Consider the following 17193-nt stretch of genomic DNA (forward strand, 5'->3'; position numbering starts at 1 on the left):
AGGCGGTGATCAGGCCCCCCGACGAAAATACAATGCCCGGCGGTCCGTAAGGTTACGAGCCCGCGTTGTCTTCCCATATCGTCCCGGCTTTGATCGCACGGCGAAGCGCATCCCGCTCGGCCTTCAGCCGGCGGAACGCCTCATCTTGCCCGGGCACGTCGCGCGCCTGGGCCAAGGCGTCCTCCAACGCGGCGACGCGCGTCGAAGCGTCGAACGCCTGCGACCATCGGACCCTTGCCTCGGCGAGGGGCGCATTTGCGGCCAGGAATGGCGCGCCGGACTTCGCCGCCGCCTTCTCGACCTCGCGCACTAAGGCATCGTGACCCGATTGCGCCAGATGGCGACGCATGGCCGCAGAGTCAAGGGATTGTCCCGACAGACGCAATCGGACCAGCTCCTGCGCCAGCCCGTCCAGGCCCCGGTCGCCGAATCCGTGGGCCGCGATCGCCTCCAGATGGTCGTCCATCCGTTCGGGATCGTCGATGGCCCCGTGGGCGAGGGCCGCCGGCACGGGTTCGATGGCGCGGATCAGCGACTGCATCGCCTGGGCGCCCTCGGCCGTCTGGCCCTGCTTGGGCGGCGGACCGAACCGGCCGCCGCGCCCCTGCCCCGGCGTCCAGGGCGCACGAGGTTGAGATCGCGGGAACAGGGCGTCGAAGCGATCGAACAGGTCGCGACGATACTGCTCGGCCAGGTCGCGATCCTGGATCGCCTGGGCGGCCTGGCGCAGGCGCGCCTTGAACCCGGCCTTGCGCTCGGGCGTGTCCAGAAGCTCGGCGTCCTGCTCGCGACGAAACAGGACCTCGGAAAAGGCGTGGGTCTCGCCCAACGCCTGACGCAGGGCCGGCGCGCCCTTTTCGCGCAGGATGTCGTCGGGATCCTGTCCGCCGCTCAGCAGGGCGAAGCGGAACGACCGCCCGGCCTTCAACAGCGGCAGCGACCGTTCGATGGCGCGATAGGCGGCGCGCAGGCCGGCCGCGTCGCCGTCGAAACACAGGACGGGTTCATGACTGACCCGCCACAGCCGCTCCATCTGCTCTTCGGTCAGGGCCGTGCCCATCGGCGCGACGGCGGGAAGGCCCGCCCGCTGGCAGGCGATGACGTCCATATAGCCCTCGACCACGATGATCGCCTGGTCGCTGCGGCTCTCGGCGCCCAGGATGCGCCGCGCCTCGGGCAGGCCGTAGAGGGTCGCGCCCTTGTGAAACAGCGGGCTTTCCGGCCCGTTCAGATATTTGGCCCGGTCGTCGGGATTCATCGCCCGGCCGCCGAAGCTGACGATCCGCCCGCGCGCGTCCAGGATCGGGAACATCAGCCGGTCGCGGAACCGGTCATAGGGCTGGCCGCCGCCCTCGGGCGCGATCAGCAGACCGGCCTCGACCAGATCGGCGGGGCGCGCCCCGCGCTGGATCAGCGCCTGCTTCAACCCCTCGCGATCGTTGGGCGCATAGCCCAGGCCGAAGCGTTCCCACTGGTCCTCGGGCAGGCCGCGCCTGTCCAGGTACTCGCGCGCCGCCTTGCCCGGCGTGCGGCGCAGATTGGCGGCGAACCACTTCTGGGCCAGGTCCATCCAGTCCGACAGGCCCTGGCGCTTCTGCTCGCGCTCGACCGCCTGGGGATCCTCGGCCGGAAGCTGCAGCCCCGCCTCGCCGGCCAGGCGCTGCACCGCCTCGACGAAGCTCAGCCGCTCGGTCTCCTGCAGGAAGGAGATGATGTCGCCGTGCTTGCCCGAGCTGAAGTCGTGGAAGAAGCCCTTGTCGTCATTGACGAAAAAACTGGGCGACTTCTCCTTCGTGAAGGGCGACAGGCCGACGAACTCGCGCCCCTGGCGCTTGAGCTTCACCGTCCGCCCGATCACGTCGGACGGGCGAAGGCGGGCCTTCAATTCGTCGATGAAGCGTTCGTCGAAGCGCACCGCCGATCCTTAGCCCCCGGCCGGGCCGCGCGCCAGCGGCGGGCGGACTTGTCGAGCGATCCGCGCCGGGCCAAAGGTCTTGCATGGAAACGCGCCGCTTCGCCCTGACCTGCCTCATGCTCGCGGCCCTGGGGGCGGCCGCCTGCCAGACGCTGCCGCGACCGGGGTTCACCCAGGCCGAGCTGGCCGCCGCCAGCCCGCCTTATCGCTACGACTTCTCCAGCGACACGGCCCGGGCGCGGTTCGAGGCGGACACCCGGCGCGCCGCCCAGGCGCCGGCCGACGGTCGGTTCGACCTGCTGGCCCTGTCCGGCGGCGGCGCCAACGGAGCGTGGGGCGCCGGAGTGATGACGGCCTGGCCGGATCCGCCGACCTTCGAGGTGGTGACGGGGGTGTCGACCGGCGCCCTGATCGCGCCGTTCGTCTTCGCCGGACGATCGTTCGACCCCGCCCTGACCCAGGCCTACACCGGGGGCCAGGCCGACGGTCTGTTGAAGTCGCGGGGGCTGCTGGCCCTGTTCCTGCCGGGCGTGTTCGATCCGGCCCCCTTGCGCGACCTGGTGCTGGACAATGTCGACGAGACGCTGTTGCGCGCCGTCGCGGCGGAGCACGCCAAGGGCCGCCGGCTCTATGTCGCCACGACCAGCCTGGACACCCAGACCCAGATCGTGTGGGACATGGGCGCCCTGGCCAGCCGCGACGATGTCGCGTCAAGGGTGCTGTTCGTGAACGTGCTGATCGCCTCGGCCAGCATTCCCGGCGCCTTCCCGCCGGTGCCGCTGACCTATGATCACGACGGACGGCAGGTCAGCGAAATCCATGTCGACGGGGGCACGGTCGCCAACTTCCTGGTGGCGCCGGAACCGCTGCTGCTGGCGGACAATCTGGGTGCGCGGGGCGAAGGGCGGATCTGGGTGCTCGTCAACGGCAAGCCCGAGCCCAAGTTTCAGGTCGCGACGCTCAGCCCGGCGCGGATCGCCGCGCGCAGTTTCGACACCATGATGAAGGCGATCACCCGCTCGGACCTGGCCAATACGGCGCAGTTCGCCCGCGTCAACGGCATGACCATGAACGTCGCCATGATCGGCCCCGAGACCGAGGAGGACAGCCTGGATTTCGGCCGCGAGAACATGAATCGCCTCTTCCAGGCGGGCCGCGCGGCCATGCAGGCCGGGCAGGCCTGGCGCACCGTCATGGATGCGCAGGGCCGGGCCGCGCCCCTGTTGCCGCCGCGCGCGGAATCCTCGAGCAGCGACACGGTGGCGGCCGCCGGCGAGCGAACGCCGGCCCCATCGCAGGATCAGTGAAAGCGAAGGCGATCAGGCGGTTCGTCCGTCATCCCCCGACTCCGAACGAACCGCCGCATCGCGGAGGCGTAGCCGCCGCGTCCCCCAACGCCTTGGCTAACGAAGTCCTAACGCCTCGCGGACCTGCATCTGACGTCGCGATGCGGCGGCTGTCGAGGGGGATGCGCCGGCCCGTCAAGGAATTGGGCGAGACTGTGTCTTTCGCGCCGCGCCGCGCCGCAACGAGAGGCCTGCTCACCGGCGGCCGAAGGGCACGACCTTGTTGGCCGCGTCGTGGCCGATGTCGGCGGCGCCCAGATAGGGAATGCCCGCGCGACCGCACCAGAAGCGCACGATCTTTTCGGGCGTCTGGCCGAAATCGGGATCGTTGAAGGTCACGTCGGAGACGCGCCCCAGACGGATGCCCGCCACCCGTCGGATCGAGGCCTGACCGGTCAGGTGGAACATCATCCGGTCGACGCGATAGAGCGCCTCCGACACCTCCTCCAGCATCAGGACGTGGCCGCTCAGATCCGGCTCCAGCGCGGTTCCGACCAGCTGGTCGATGATCGACAGGTTGAAGGCGACCGCCGGGCGCGGGTCGCTGAGCAGGGACGGCTCCAGCGAGGCGGGATCGTCCCGCAGGAACCAGTTGAGGGCGCGATAGGCCGTCTCGTCGTGACGGATGGCGTCGGACGCCATCGGCCCGTGCGCCAGATGGGGAAAGCCGGCCTTGTACAGGATCGCCAACAGGCTGCCGGCGTCGGAATAACCCATGTATTTCTTCTTGCGCGCCACCGCCGTCAGGCGCGGCAGAACCGCCTCGGCGATGCGGCAGGCGCCGTAGCCGCCCCGTCCGAACCAGATGGCGTCCAGGCGCGGATCGTTGGCGAAGTCCACAAAGGCGTCGGCCCGGGCCGCGTCGTCCCCGGCGAAGTGGCCGTGCTTCAGAAAGCAGGACGGATGGAACACCACCGAGACCGACCGATCGGGGAAGTGGGCGGCCATCCAGGCGTCGACGGCCTTGGCCCGATCCTTGGAAAAGCGCGAACTGGCGACGACGACGCCGATCTTCATGACAAGTTCCGTCTGGCCCCGGGCATCGCCCGTGCTAGTCAGGCGCGGTCCAGTCCTCCCGGTTTCGCCTCCATGAATCAAGACGCCTCCTACTTCTTCTGCGGCATCGGCGGATCGGGGATGCTGCCCCTGGCCCTGATCGTCCAGGCGCGCGGCGGACGGATCGAGGGCTCGGATCGCGCCCTGGACCAGGGCCGGACGCCCGAGAAGTTCGACTGGCTGCGCGCGCACGGCGTGACCCTGCACCCCCAGGACGGGTCCGGGGTGACGCGGCCCGACCAGATCGTGGTGGCCACCGGAGCGGTCGAGGACACGGTGCCCGACATCGGCGCAGCCCGTCGCGTCGGCGCGGCGATCAAGACCCGCCCCCAGCTGCTAAGCGAACTGTTCAACGCCGCCGAGACCTCGGTCGGCGTGGCGGGCACCAGCGGCAAGTCCACGATCACCGGCATGATCGCCTGGATCCTGCACCAGACCGGTCGGGCGCCGACCGTGATGAACGGGGCGGTGATGAAGAACTTCGCCGACGCGGACCATCCGTTCGCCAGCGCCCTGGTCGGCGACCCGGCGCTGTTCGTGGCCGAGGTGGACGAATCCGACGGCTCCATCGCCCGCTACGATCCGACGGTGGCGGTGGTGTCCAACATCTCGCTGGACCACAAGTCGATGGAGGAGCTGCGCGACCTGTTCGGCGGCTTCGTCGGCCGGGCCCGCACGGCCGTTCTGAACCTGGACAACCCCGAAACCGCCGCCCTGGCCCAGACGCTGGCGCCCGGCAAGGCGATCACCTTCGGCCTGGGCGAAGAGGCGGCCGACCTGTCCGCCCACGACCTGGAGCCGCTGCCGGCGGGCATGAAGTTCCGACTGATCGCGGGCTGGACCGAGTTCGACGTCGTGCTGAACGCGCCGGGCGCCCACAACGTCGCCAACGCCCTGGCGGCCATCGGCGCGGTCCAGGCGCTGGGCGTCCCGGTGGCCGAGGCCGTGCGCGCGCTGGAGACCTTCGCCGGCATCCGAAGGCGGATGGAGGTGGTCGGGACGGCCGGCGACGTCACCGTCATCGACGACTTCGCCCACAACCCCGACAAGATCGCCGCCACGCTGAAGACGCTGCACGCCTTCGATGGCCGGTTGCTGATCCTGTTCCAGCCGCACGGGTTCGGCCCGCTGAAGCTGATGAGGGAAGAGTTCATCCAGGGGTTCGCCGGCCTGCTGCGGCCCGACGACGTGCTTGTGATGCCCGAGCCCGTCTATTACGGCGGCACCACCGATCGCAGCGTGGGATCAGAGGATATCGCCTCGGGCGTGCGCGCCGCCGGACGCAACGCCGAGGCCCTGGCGGACCGCGCGGCCTGCGGCGACCGGATCATGAGCATGGTCCGCCCCGGCGACCGGATCGTGGTCATGGGGGCCCGCGACGACACCCTGTCGGACTTCGCGCGCGACCTGCTGAACCGGCTGGATCAGTCGGCCGGTCGATAGACGCGGACGTAGTCGACCTCCATCCGCTGCGGGAAGGCGGCGTCGTCCACCCCCTCCTCGCCGCCCCAGTCGCCGCCGACGGCGATGTTCAGGATCAGGTGGAAGGGCTTGTCGAACGGCCAGGTTTCCGGATCGCCGCGCCCGTCGTTGGCGAAGCGGTGGATCGGCGCGTCGTCGATCAGGAAGACGATCTCGTCCGCCGTCCAGCGCACCTGATAGAGATGAAAGGCGTCGCAGGCGTCCGCGACCTGGGTGGTCGCCGTGCTCTGGGTGCCGCGCACGTGGTTGTAGGCTTGCGTATGGATCGAGGCGTGAACGACGCCCGGCCGGTGGCCGACGTGCTCCATGATGTCGATCTCGCCGCCGATGGGCCAGCCCGAGGGCGACTGGGGCAACATCCAGATGGCGGGCCAGCTTCCACGTCCGCACGGCAGCTTGGCGCGGGTTTCCACGAAGCCGCCCCGCCAGCCCGCCGTCGAGATCAGCCGCGCCGAGGTGTAGTCCTGTCCGCCCCAGTCGGCGGGCGTCGGCTCCATGCGCTCGCGCCGCGCCTCGATGACCAGCACGCCGTCCTCGACCCGCGCGTTCTCCAGGCGATCGGCGGAATAGTACTGGGCCTCGTTGTTGTACCAGCCGCCGCGATTGGCGTGCGTGTCATAGGTCCACTTCGACGCATCGGGCGCGCCGTCGCGATCGAACTCGTCGGCCCAGACCAGATCATGGCCGGGGGGCGCAGGGTCCGGAGACGCCATAGCCAAGGCGGCGGCGAGCATGAACATGATCAGACCTCCCAGCGTCCTTCGCCCTTGATGACAGGGTGTCGGCGGGGTGGAAAACCCTAATAGACGTCGCGGCGGTAACGTCCGGTTTCCAGCAGCTCCAGCAGACGCGCCTCGCCCAGCGCCTGCTGCAACGCCGAATTCACCCCCTGCGACATACCCTCCAGGCTGCCGCAGACATAGACGGCGGCCCCACGATCGACCCAGGCGCGGACGTCGGCGGCGGCGGATGAGATCAGGTCCTGCACGTAACGGCCGCCGCCGGCGTCCCGCGAAAAGGCTCGATCCAGCCGGGTCAGCACGCCCGAGGCGAGCCAGGCCTGAAGCTCGGCGTCGAAGAAGGCGTCGTGCGCGCGCGTCCGTTCCCCGAACAGCAGCCAGGCCCCGGCGCCGGCCGAGGCGCGCGCCTTCAGGTGTGCGCGCAAGCCCGCGATCCCGGTGCCGTTGCCGATCAGAATCAGGGGCGTCTCGGCCGAGGGGCCGTGGAAGCCCCGGTTGACCCGCACCCGCATCCCGACCTCGTCGCCCAGGGCCAGGGTCTGGGTCAGCCACCCCGACGCCAAGCCGAGCTGGCCGTCGGGGCGGCGCATCAGCCGGATCAGCAACTCCAGCCGTCCATCCTCCGGCAGGGAGGCGATGGAGTATTCGCGCGCGCCGGGCGCGGGCTGGCCGTCGCGAGCCGGGACCCCGATCTCGGCTATGTCGCCGGCCGACCAATCGGGCGCGGGCCCCGCCGGCTCGAACGCCAGGTGATAGGCCTCAGCGCCTGGCGAACCCGGATTGACCAAGGTTCGCGACGCTAGCCGCCACGGCTCGTAGGCCGGCGGCGTCCAGTCCGGCGCGGACGCGACGCCCGCGATCTGGTTCAGCTGGTGCTGCCAGTGGCGGATGGCGCCGGCGTCGCCATCGTCCACCTCGACCGGATCGAACAGGGGCTCGGCGCCCGATCGCCGCAGCCACCCGTCCACGGCGTGACCGAAGCCGCAAAACCGGTCGTAGGACCGGTCCCCCAGGGCCAACAGGCCGAAGCGAAGATCGGACAGGTCGGCGTTGCACCCCATCGCCCTGCGCACGAAGCCCGCGGCGGCGTCGGGCGGATCGCCCTCCCCCGTGGTCGAGACGATCAGCAAGGCGCGGCCGGCCGTCTTCAGCGTCTCAATGTCCATGTCGGAGAAGGACAGCACCCGCGCGCCCACGCCGCCCTGTCCCAGGGCCTTGGCCGTCATCCAGGCCAGCTCCTCCGCAAAGCCCGTCTGGCTGGCGAAGGCGACCAGAACGGCCTCGCTGTCTCCCGCCATCGCCTCGGACCGGGCGCGGGCGCGGGCCCTGGCCCGTCTTTCGCGCCAGACGATCAGGGCGATCAGGGCCAGCCAGAGCAGGATCGCGCCGGCCGCCCACAGCCAGCGGGCAGGATCGAGGGTCACGCCGTGTCGTCGTCCATCATGGCGCGCCAGGCCGGGGTCATGCGCTCGACCAGTCCCCGGTCGGTGCGCTGGACGAAATGCGCCGCCAGGCCGAGGCCTTCCGCGAACTCGGGCCCGTCGTAGGGCCCCATGACGGTCAGGGCGGTGGCGTAGGCGTCGGCTCTCAGCGCCTGGGCGTGCAGCACGCTGACCGAGGCCAGGCCATTGTCCACCGGCTGGCCGGTCGAGCCGTCGATGGTGTGCGGATAGAGCCGACCCTGATGCTCGAACGCACGGCGATAGTCGCCGCTGGTGGCCACGGCCAGTTCGTGCAGGGCGACCACGGTGCGCGGCGCGGGGCTGTCCGCTAGCCGCTCGATCTCGGCCCACCAGGGCTGGGCGTCCGGCTTGACGCCTCTTCCCTTCAGCTCGCCGCCGATCTCGACCAGGTGCGAGGTCGCGCCCATCGCCATGAGGCGGTCAGAGACCCGGTCCACCGCATGGCCCTTGGCCAGGGCGGAGAAATCCAGCTTCATGCCGCCCATCTGCATCACCGCGCGGGCGTCGCGGTTCAACCGCAGTTTCTGCCAGCCCGACACCTTCAAGGCGGCGACGATCTCCTCGTCCTCGGGCGTCGGCAACAGGGGCGAACGAGGACCGGGGGGGCCGAAGCCCCACAGATCGACCAGGGCGCCCAGGGTGGGATCGACCGCCCCGTTGGTCTCGTCGCCCAGGTCCATGGCGGCGTCCAGAAAGTCCCAGAACGCCTGCGACACCGCCCAGACCCCCTGGGGGGCCGCGTTGAACCGGCTGATCTCGCTGCCCCGCTCCCACGGGCTGAACAGGCGCACGATTTCGGCCAGTTCCGCCTCGATCGCCGACTGGAACGCGGCCTTGTCGGCGCCGGGCGGGGCGATGAGGCGCGCGTTCCAGGTCGTCCCCATCGTCTGGCCGCCCAGCGACCAGACGATGTCGCTGGGCGGTCGCTCGGGAGCCTGCGCCACGGGCGGAATCAGCACGCGGTCGCCCGACCGGTCGGCCAAGGGCGCGGCGTCGCCGATGCTGACGGGAGACGGCGCGGCCCGACTTGCGGGCTGGAAGGGTTTGTCGGTCATCCGACCCGCTTAGGGCAGGACCTCGACCACCGCCACATATTGCGCATTGGCGCCCGGCTGATCGCCCTGGCCCTCGCTGCGCACCGAGGCGTTCAGCCAGTACATCCCCGCTTCGGGCCAGGTGATCGAGAACGTCCCGTCGGCGCCCGTCTTGACGGTCGATTCCTCGGGATTGTCGCGATAGCGCAGGCCGCCCCGCGCGACGGTGACGTCCAGGTCCGCCGCCGGCCGCCCGTCGTTCAGCAGCTTGAACGTCGCCGCCTCGCCCGCCACCAGGTCGTTGGGATGGGTGACCGGGACCATCTCCAGCCCTTCGTTGGTCGGGGCGAAGACCGTGTCGGTCGGATTGTTCAGGGTGACGAAGGTCTCGATGCGGTTCGCGGTGCGCGTGGCCCGCACGTCGGTCGCGCCCTGCGGCAGGGCGGCCGGAAACTCCGCCGCCGATCCGCGCCAGCGCTTCTGCTCGCCGTTCAGGGTGTAGCTGGCCATGAATCCGTTCATGACGTTGGCGACCTTGTAGGTGCCGTTCTGGGTCAGATGCAGATCGAAGGTCGAGCGGTAGCGGCCCTGCATCTGGTTCTCGGCCTGGGCGGCCGAGCCGTCCGGCGCGGTGATGACCAGGCCGTTCAGCCGCATGGCGTTGTGGTCGGGGATGAAGACCCCGTTGGACATTCCGGCGTCGAAGCTGACCCAGCCGTCGTTGCCCGACAGCACGGTGTAGGCCGGCGCCATCCAGGCGCGGTGGGCCTGGGCGGCCATCGGCGCAGCCAGGACGGCGGTGAGGGCCAGCAGGGCGAGGGATTTCTTCATGGCGACGATCCTTTAGCGGGTGACGGCGACGCGCACGGCGCCCAGTTCATTGGAGCCGGAGGCCTGGCCGGTGTTGGGCGCGCCCCAGCGGAACGGGACGCGCACGGATTCACGGCCGCCCAGTTCGCGCGCCGCCTCGACGACGATGTTGTATTGCCCGGGCTGCAGGCCGGCCAGGCGCGCGCCCGGCACGCGGACGGTCTGGGTTCCCGGCGCGCGCGTGGCGCCCGACACGCCGTCGGCCGGCAGGGTCATGGCGCGACCGCCCTTTCTCCACCAGGTGCGCAGATCCTTCAGCCAGTCCTTGCCGTCGCCCTCGTTGTTGCGGGTCTGCTGGTACCAGACCGCCAGGGTGCGAACGGCGGTCTGATCGGGCTGTTCGATCCAGATCGCCACATAGGGGCGGTGGTAGGAGGCCGTGTTCAGGCGGGGGATGTCGACCGAGACCGACAGGTCGGCGGCCAGGGCCGGCGCGGCCGCGGCCAGGCCGGCGGTGGTGACGACGATGGGAAGAAGGCGCATCCGGTACACTCTCGGCGATTGGCTCAGTGAATGAAGATCAGGGCGATGACGACGGGGATCAGCAGGCCGAGGCCCGCCAGGGGCCAGGTCGACGGCCGCCCCCGCGCGTGAAGCCACATCAGGCCCAGGCCGGTGACCGCGAAGATCACGCAGGCCACGGCGAAGACGTCGATGAACCAGTACCAGACCGGGCCGGCGTTCCGGCCCTTGTGCAGGTCGTTCAGGTAGGCGATCCAGCCGCGGGTGGTGTTTTCGTGCAGGGCGTCGCCTGTCGCCCGGTCGATGGTCAGCCAGCCGTCGCCGCCGGGCGTCGGCAGGGCGACGTAGATTTCATCGGGCGTGGTCTCGGTCGGCTTGCCGGCGATGTCGACCGACAACGTCCGGGAGGCCCAGCGCGCGACCGCCTCGGGCGCCGGGTCGGTCGTTTCGTCCGGGAATGACGACAGGCGGTCAAGCAGCGGCTGCGGCAGGGTCGCGGTCTGCTCGACCGTGACCGGCTCGGCCGGGATCTGGGCCGCGTGGTTCAGGGTGATCCCCGTGACGGCGAACAGGATCATGCCGACCAGGCTGAGCGCCGCCGAAATCCAGTGCCAGGAATGCAGCTGCTTCAGCCAGAACGACCGCGCGCCATTCAGCGCCGCCTTCGGCTTGGCGGGCTGAGGCCTGGCGGGCTTGGCGGATTCAGCCTGACGTTGCGGGGCGAGATCGGTCACGCGACCGCTCTGCCACTGTTGCGAACCGTTTTCAATAGCAGTGGCGGCGGCGACGATCAGTAGGCCAGCCGCACGCCCGCCCTCAGCGTCCGCGGCGGGCCGTAACCCGCCACGCCAGTTCCGGTCTCCGACACCTCCACATCGGCGTCGAACAGGTTGTCGGCGGCCAGCCACAGGGTCGCGCCCGCGCGCATCGCCCATTCCGCCCGGACGTCCGCCGTCACCGCGGCGTCCAGCACGCGGCTATTCAGATCGTCGTCGAAACGCTCGGATTCGTAACGCGCCGCGACCGCCAGGGTCAGGCGGGGCGAGATGCGCCAGTCAAGGCCGGCCGTGGCGCTCCATTCGGGCGCCTGGGCCGGGCGCAAGCCGGTCAGCTGGGGCGCCGCCGTCCCGCCATCGACCTCGGCGTCCGTCCAGGCCAGGGCGGCGTCCAGGGAAATCGTCTCGGACAGGCGCGTCGACCCATTTAGCTCCACGCCCCACGCCTTGATGGTCCCCGCATTCTGCCTCTGTCTCAGGACGCCGCCCGCCGGCACGAAGCCCGCGCGCGGGAAGGTCCCCGGCCCCTCGCCGATCGTGACGTTGACGATGGCGTCCTCGATCTCGTTCCAGAAGACGGTCGCGCCCCAGGCCCGCCCGTCCTGGTCGAAGGCCAGGCCGGCCTCCACGCCGCGCAGCGTCTCCGGCTCCAAGGCGGCGTTGGCCTCGGTGATGTCGTTGCCGACGCGGAACGGCCGGTGCAGTTCGTTCAACGTCGCGGGACGGAACCCGGAATAGGCGGCCGCGCGCGCGGCGTAACCCTGGCCCAGGTCGCGCCGCACGGCCAGGCGGCCGCTGACCACTTCACCGTCGCGATCGGCGTCGGTCTCGTCCAGCAGCGCCGCGCCGGTGGCCAGGTCGTACTCGTAGCGGAAGCCGGCGGTGTTCTCCCAATGGTCCCATCGCAGGCCGCCGGCGACCAGCCAGGCCTCGTCGCTCCAGGACGCATCGACGTAGCCGCCGGCCACGGCGGTCTCGCCGCCCGCCTTGCGGCCCTTGGTGAAGCCGGCGCCGGTCGGATTGCTGAACCGTTCGTTGGTCTGGCCCTCGTTGAAGCGGGCGTCGGCGCCGACCTCCCACTCCAACCGCCCGCCCGCGACCGAGGCCGCGCGGCGGCGCAGGGCGGCGTTCACGCCCCACCCCGCGGCCGGGGTCTTATACTGGTCGTTGGCCGGCGTGGTGGTCGCGCGATCCGCGGCGACCGACGCCGAACTGTTGGCGAAATCGCTTTCGATCCTCCAGCCCTGAAGACGCCAGCCATAGTCGCCAGCCTGGGGCGCCCGAGCCAGGGTGGCGCTCAGCGCGTGGCCGCTGGCGTTGGCGCGGGTGTTCGCCAGGCCGGACCCGCGATCCTCCTCCCAGGTCGAGGCGCGCAGGGACAAGGCGGCCGAGCCGACCGGCGCATCGGCCCGCAACGACGCGCTGCGGCTGTCCAGATCCAGGGGCGTGTCCGCCGCCCCCGCCGCGGCGCCGCGCACCGGAACATAGCCGTCGCTGACCTCATAGAGGCCCGAGGCCGTCAGGCGAACCGCGCCCAGCTGGGTCGAGCCGGACCCCGCGGCTCGCGCCCCGCCCCGTTCCGCGACGGACAGGTCCAGCACGCCGCCCGAATCCCGCTCGCGCAGCTGGATCGTGCCCGTCAACGCGCCGGCGCCATAGGGGCCGGCCCCGGCGCCCCGGATCACGTCCACGCCCTCAAGCGCCTCGGGCGCCGCCTGGGACCAGATGACCCAGCCGCCGAACGGGTCGTTCAGCGGCACGCCGTCCAGCGTGACCAGGGTGCGGCCAGCCCCGGACGGGGCGATGGCGCGCAACGAGATCCCCTGGGTGGTCGGATTGGCGGCCAGGCTCGTGGTCCGCCGGAACAGCGACACGGCCGGCACGCTTCGCAACGCCTCGTCCAGGCGGGTGGAACGACCCAGCACCTGGGGATCCAGTCGCGTCACCGAAAAGGCGGCGTCGGCGGCGGCGGGCGGCAGGCGTGCGGCGGTGACCACCACGTCGGAAACCTGGGCGGGCGGTGCGGGGGGCGGAGCGTCCTGGAACATCAGGGGTTACAATAGCCACGCTTCGATCCGGTTCACCCCCGCGCGGCGAAAAACCTCAGCGTCGCCCGGAAGTCACACCTCGGCCCAACGGCGCAGCAGGTTGTGATAGACGCCGGTCAGCTCGATCACCGCCTGGTCCTTCGGCCCCTTTTCCACGGCCACGCGCTGGGTGGCGACGTCCAGCCGGAACAGCATCTCGCGGTCGCCGTCGTCGCGCACCAGGCTTTGCAGCCACATGAAGGACGACACCCGCGCGCCGCGCGTCACCGGGGTGACGTGGTGCAGGCTCTTGGACGGATAGAGGACCAGGTCCCCGGCCGGCAGCTTGACCGACTGGGAACCGTACATCTCCTCCACCACCAGCTCGCCGCCGTCGTAGTCCTCGGGCTCGGACAGGAACAGGGTGGCCGACAGGTCGCTGCGGATGCGCAAGGCGCCGCCGCCGCGCTGCTGACGGATGGCGTTGTCGACATGGGTCCCGAACTCGCCCCCGCCCTCGTAGCGGTTGAACAGCGGCGGGAAGAGGGTGTGCGGCAGGGCGGCGGCGACGAACATGGGGTTGGCGTGCAGCGCCTGGGCGACCAGGGCCGAGACTTCGCGCGCGACGGCGGAATCCTCGGGCAGCTGCTGGTTCCGCTTGGCGGTCGCCGACTGGTGGCCCGAGGTCATGTTGCCGTCGGCCCAGGGACCGGCGTCCAGCTTGCCGCGCAGGACGGCCACCTCGTCCTTGGTGAAGACCTGGGGGATGTGCAGCAGCATGGCGGGCCTCGCCGAAAAGGAAGACGGCCCCGCCGGGGGACGGGGCCGTCAGGATAGGCCGGGGATCGGGCCTTTAGAAGCGTACGTTCAGCTTCAGGATCGCCTGGCGACCCGGCGCCGGGTCGGCGTGGTGCACGCCGTTGGTCCGCAGGATGTATTCCTCGTCGCCGGCGTTCTGGATGTTCAGCTGCAGGCTGGCCCGGTCGGTCAGCTCGTAGCTGCCGAACAGGTCGATGCGGGTGTATTCCGGGGCGAAGACGCGGTTGGCGCCGCCGCCGGCCCCGCCCTGGTTGCCGCCGAACCGGTCGGACACATAATAGACGCCGCCGCCCAGCGTCAGACGCGGCATGACGCGATAGGTCGAGAACAGGCTGACGCTGTGCTCCGGCGTATTGGCCAGCTGCAGGCCCTCGAAGACGCTGGGAACCGGCTCGCCGTCCACGATGGTCACGGGGCCGCGGACCAGTTCGGAGTCCATGTAGGTGTAGCCGCCGAACACGGTCCAGGCCGGGGTGATGTTGCCCGAGACGCCCAGTTCGAGGCCGCGCACCTCGGTCTCGCCCACCTGTTCGGAAACGCCGTCGTCGACCAGGATCAGAGCGTTCTTGCGGGTGGTCTGGAACAGGGCGCCCGAAAGCGACAGACGCTCGCCGAACAGATTGGCCTTCGCGCCCACCTCGTAGCTCTCGGTGTCTTCCGGATCCAGCACGGCGTTGGCCGCCGTCGGCGCGGCGTTCTGGTCGCCGCCCTGAATGGTCGGCGGGGTCGAGGCGGTCGAGAAGGAGGCGTAGACGCTGGTGTTCGCCGTCGGTTTGTAGACCAGGCCGACCTGATAGTTGACAAAGTCCCATCGCGCTTCAGGGATCGCGACGCCTGCGCCGTCCACGCCGTCGACCGAATAGTCGTCCCAGCGTAGGCCCAGGTTCAACAGCCACTTCTCGCCGAACGCGATGGAATCGAAGGCGTAGACCGCCGTGGTGTCGGTCGTGTTGGCGCTGACCGCGCCGCGCACGATCGAGCCGGTCCACGGATCGTTCGGGTTCGGGTCATAGACCAGGGTGCAGTCGAAGCCGGTGAAGCCCGTCGGGCAGGCCGTGCCGCCGGTCGTGGTGACGGTGTAGGAGGCGTTCTTGTTGTCCTCGGTCGACAGCTCCAGGCCGATGTCGAAGCTGTGCCTGATCGCGCCGGTCTGGAACGAGCCGTACAGGTCGGTGACGTTGGCCAGGGTCTCGGTCGGGTTCCAGCGCGACTTCAGGCCCCGCTTCATCCACCATTCGCCGTCGACCAGCCGCGCCGAGCCGCCGTCGCCGGGGTTGGTCACCACATAGTCGTTCAGGGTTTCCGAGTAGCGGGTGATGTTGCGGATCGCCAGGGTGTCGCTGAAGCGGTGCTCCAGCTTCAGGGTCACGCTGTCCACCTCGTTGCGCAGATAGTCGCGCGCCTTCAGGCCGTAGAAGGTGTCATAGGGCACGTCCAGGATGCCCGAGGCGTCGGGACGCGGCGCCGTGGCGCCGCCCAGCTTGGTGTAGAGCGGGATGCCGTAGTCCGGCATGGAATCGCTGCGCAGGCGATAATGGCTGAGGGTCGCGGTCGTGTCGGTTCCCAGGCCGGTGGCGAAGGCCATCGCCAGGCCGTACTTCTCGAAATCCACCGCGTTCCGGTTCGGAACGTCGCCCTCGGTCGCCAGCAGGTTCAGGCGGAAGGCGGTGGTGTCGTTGAAGCGCCAGTTGCCGTCGATGGTGGCGCGATAATAGTCGTCAGTGCCGACCGCGGCGCCGACGCTGACGAAGTCGGTGAGGCGCGGCGTCTTGGAGCCCAGATTGATGCTGCCGCCGCCCGAACCACGGCCCGAATAGACCGAGTCAGGCCCCTTGATGACCTCGACCTGTTCCAGGTTGAAGACCTCGCGCGACTGGCCGCCCGTATCGCGCACGCCGTCCACGAAGATGTTGTTGGCCGAGGACTGGCCGCGGATGAAGGGACGCTCCGCCAGGGGCTGGCCGCCTTCGCCGGCGCCGAAGGTGATGCCGGGCGAGGTGCGCAGCAGATCCTCCAGCGAGGTGGCGGCGGTCTGGGTGATGATCTGCTCGGGAATGATCGTCACCGCGCGGGGCGTGTCCACCAGCGGCGCCACATATTCCGGGCTTTGCGGTTCGCGTTTCTGGACCTGGCCGTTCACGTCGATGGTGCCCAGGTTGGCCGGCTGTTGCTGGTCGGCGGCGGTGACGACGGCCTCGTCAGCCGACGCATCGGCGGCGACGGCTGGGGCCGCCACCAGCATTCCGGCGGCGCTGGAGGCGAAGAGAAGCGCGCGGAGAGAGGAAGCGCGGGTTTCGGACATATTGGTGCGACCTTTTGGCCTGATTTTGCGATGCGCTCGCAATAACCAGCTTCACATTGCCGCACAAGCCGAATTGAGAATTAATCTCAGTCGCGTCAGCTGGCGATCATCATGGTCTTCGCGGCGGGCGGCGTTTGCAGGTCCAGCCAGGTCGGGTCCGGCATGGCGCGGTGCGCCGCCGCCAGCGCCTCGGACCAGCGGCGGCCCAGGTCGCGGAAATAGGGATCGTCGGCGTCGATCCGCCGCTCCATTCCCACCATCTTGTCGCGGGGAATGACGATCAGGTCGAAAGGCGGCCCCACGGCGATGTTCGACCGGATGGTCGAGTCGAACGAGATCAGGCCCAGCTTCACCGCCTCGGACAGCGACGTGTTCGGGCGCAGGGCCCGGTCCAGGATCGGCTTGCCGTACTTCAGTTCCCCGATCTGAAGATAGGGCGTGTCCGGGCCGCATTCGATGAAGTTGCCCTGCCCGTAGATCAGATACAGGCCCATCTTGCCGCCCGCGATCTGGCCGCCCAGCAGCATGGAGGCGGTGACGTTCAGCCCGTCAGCGGTCGGCGTGGGCGGCGTGTTGATGCTGGCGCGGACGCTGGCCAGGGCGTGCCCCAGTATCTGCGCGGCGCGAAACAGGGTCGGCGCCGTCTCCAGGGTTTCGGGCCCGGCCGAATCCGGCAGGGTCACGCCCTCGCCCACCATCGAAAGCGCCGTTTGGGTGACGGACAGATTGCCGGCCGTGGCGACGGCCAGGACGCGCTCGCCGGGCGTCTTGAAGACGTGAAGCTTGCGATAGGACGAGATGTTGTCCACGCCCGCATTGGTGCGGGTGTCGGCGATCATCGCCAACCCCTCGTCGACCAGCATTCCCACGCAATAGGTCATTGCGCCCTATCCGCTCCCCG

At 70.0% G+C, this 17193-nt stretch carries 14 protein-coding genes; 2 read left to right on the forward strand and 12 right to left on the reverse strand.

All coding sequences use genetic code 11. From position 1 onward, the window contains the following. Nucleotides 1-52: 52 nt before the first annotated feature. Entirely contained in the window at nt 53-1915 is a 1863-nt protein-coding gene (gene dnaG, locus M8231_RS10385; RefSeq protein ID WP_249750034.1) for a DNA primase, read from the reverse strand. An 83-nt stretch (nt 1916-1998) separates the two neighbouring features. On the opposite strand from dnaG, the gene M8231_RS10390 reads away from it, so the two are divergent. Then, on the forward strand, nt 1999-3222 hold the full coding sequence (locus tag M8231_RS10390; protein WP_250201425.1) for a patatin-like phospholipase family protein: 1224 nt from the start codon (nt 1999-2001) through the stop codon (nt 3220-3222). Between the two features lie 234 nt (nt 3223-3456). Here M8231_RS10390 and M8231_RS10395 read toward each other — a convergent pair whose 3' ends face one another. Beyond that, nucleotides 3457-4278: an LD-carboxypeptidase gene (locus M8231_RS10395; protein WP_249750031.1), complete on the reverse strand. Its 822-nt coding sequence runs from the start codon at nt 4276-4278 to the stop codon at nt 3457-3459. Between the two features lie 72 nt (nt 4279-4350). Here M8231_RS10395 and M8231_RS10400 point away from each other — a divergent pair, with 72 nt between their 5' ends. After that, on the forward strand, nt 4351-5760 hold the full coding sequence (locus tag M8231_RS10400) for a UDP-N-acetylmuramate--L-alanine ligase (RefSeq protein ID WP_249750030.1): 1410 nt from the start codon (nt 4351-4353) through the stop codon (nt 5758-5760). On the opposite strand, the gene M8231_RS10405 is transcribed toward M8231_RS10400, so the two are convergent. From M8231_RS10405 to M8231_RS10450, 10 genes are all read right to left on the reverse strand, one after another. Then, nucleotides 5742-6539: a glycoside hydrolase family 16 protein gene (locus M8231_RS10405; RefSeq protein ID WP_250201426.1), complete on the reverse strand. Its 798-nt coding sequence runs from the start codon at nt 6537-6539 to the stop codon at nt 5742-5744. The two genes, M8231_RS10400 and M8231_RS10405, sit on opposite strands and share 19 nt — an antisense overlap. Before the next feature lie 59 nt (nt 6540-6598). Beyond that, the gene (locus M8231_RS10410) at nt 6599-7963 is read right to left on the reverse strand and encodes a sulfite reductase subunit alpha (protein WP_250201427.1); all 1365 of its coding nucleotides are present in this window, start codon (nt 7961-7963) and stop codon (nt 6599-6601) included. Continuing rightward, a complete protein-coding gene (locus tag M8231_RS10415; RefSeq protein ID WP_250201428.1) occupies nt 7960-9057 on the reverse strand; it encodes an FAD:protein FMN transferase in 1098 nt (365 codons plus the stop codon). Before M8231_RS10415 ends, M8231_RS10410 begins: the two co-directional genes overlap by 4 nt. Nucleotides 9058-9066: 9 nt before the next feature. Continuing rightward, nucleotides 9067-9867, reverse strand: coding sequence for a DUF4198 domain-containing protein (locus tag M8231_RS10420; RefSeq protein ID WP_249750029.1), 801 nt, complete (start codon nt 9865-9867; stop codon nt 9067-9069). Between the two features lie 12 nt (nt 9868-9879). Then, complete coding sequence (locus M8231_RS10425) at nt 9880-10389, reverse strand: DUF2271 domain-containing protein (RefSeq protein WP_249750028.1); 510 nt, start codon at nt 10387-10389, stop codon at nt 9880-9882. Between the two features lie 23 nt (nt 10390-10412). Further along, a complete protein-coding gene (locus tag M8231_RS10430) occupies nt 10413-11102 on the reverse strand; it encodes a PepSY-associated TM helix domain-containing protein (RefSeq protein ID WP_249750027.1) in 690 nt (229 codons plus the stop codon). 56 nt (nt 11103-11158) lie between these two features. Further along, entirely contained in the window at nt 11159-13192 is a 2034-nt protein-coding gene (locus tag M8231_RS10435; protein WP_250201429.1) for a TonB-dependent receptor, read from the reverse strand. A gap of 72 nt (nt 13193-13264) precedes the next feature. Next, the gene (locus M8231_RS10440) at nt 13265-13951 is read right to left on the reverse strand and encodes a Fe2+-dependent dioxygenase (RefSeq protein ID WP_249750025.1); all 687 of its coding nucleotides are present in this window, start codon (nt 13949-13951) and stop codon (nt 13265-13267) included. 73 nt (nt 13952-14024) lie between these two features. Continuing rightward, nucleotides 14025-16292 carry a TonB-dependent receptor gene (locus M8231_RS10445; RefSeq protein WP_249750024.1) on the reverse strand — a complete coding sequence of 756 codons (2268 nt, stop codon included), beginning with the start codon at nt 16290-16292 and terminating at the stop codon, nt 14025-14027. Nucleotides 16293-16387: 95 nt separating this feature from the next. Next, nucleotides 16388-17173, reverse strand: a complete 786-nt coding sequence (locus M8231_RS10450) for a proteasome-type protease (protein ID WP_249750023.1) — start codon at nt 17171-17173, stop codon at nt 16388-16390. Nucleotides 17174-17193: the final 20 nt, after the last annotated feature.

Source organism: Brevundimonas albigilva (assembly GCF_023573565.1).
Lineage (GTDB): Bacteria > Pseudomonadota > Alphaproteobacteria > Caulobacterales > Caulobacteraceae > Brevundimonas > Brevundimonas albigilva.

Excerpts from the sequence above, each read along its gene's own strand:
- M8231_RS10390 (WP_250201425.1), top strand. The coding sequence starts at position 1,999 with ATGGAAACGCGCCGCTTCGCCCTGACCTGCCTCATGCTCGCGGCCCTG.
- M8231_RS10395 (WP_249750031.1), bottom strand. The coding sequence starts at position 4,278 with ATGAAGATCGGCGTCGTCGTCGCCAGTTCGCGCTTTTCCAAGGATCGG.
- M8231_RS10400 (WP_249750030.1), top strand. The coding sequence starts at position 4,351 with ATGAATCAAGACGCCTCCTACTTCTTCTGCGGCATCGGCGGATCGGGG.
- M8231_RS10405 (WP_250201426.1), bottom strand. The coding sequence starts at position 6,539 with ATGTTCATGCTCGCCGCCGCCTTGGCTATGGCGTCTCCGGACCCTGCG.
- M8231_RS10415 (WP_250201428.1), bottom strand. The coding sequence starts at position 9,057 with ATGACCGACAAACCCTTCCAGCCCGCAAGTCGGGCCGCGCCGTCTCCC.
- M8231_RS10420 (WP_249750029.1), bottom strand. The coding sequence starts at position 9,867 with ATGAAGAAATCCCTCGCCCTGCTGGCCCTCACCGCCGTCCTGGCTGCG.
- M8231_RS10425 (WP_249750028.1), bottom strand. The coding sequence starts at position 10,389 with ATGCGCCTTCTTCCCATCGTCGTCACCACCGCCGGCCTGGCCGCGGCC.
- M8231_RS10435 (WP_250201429.1), bottom strand. The coding sequence starts at position 13,192 with ATGTTCCAGGACGCTCCGCCCCCCGCACCGCCCGCCCAGGTTTCCGAC.
- M8231_RS10440 (WP_249750025.1), bottom strand. The coding sequence starts at position 13,951 with ATGCTGCTGCACATCCCCCAGGTCTTCACCAAGGACGAGGTGGCCGTC.
- M8231_RS10445 (WP_249750024.1), bottom strand. The coding sequence starts at position 16,292 with ATGTCCGAAACCCGCGCTTCCTCTCTCCGCGCGCTTCTCTTCGCCTCC.
- M8231_RS10450 (WP_249750023.1), bottom strand. The coding sequence starts at position 17,173 with ATGACCTATTGCGTGGGAATGCTGGTCGACGAGGGGTTGGCGATGATC.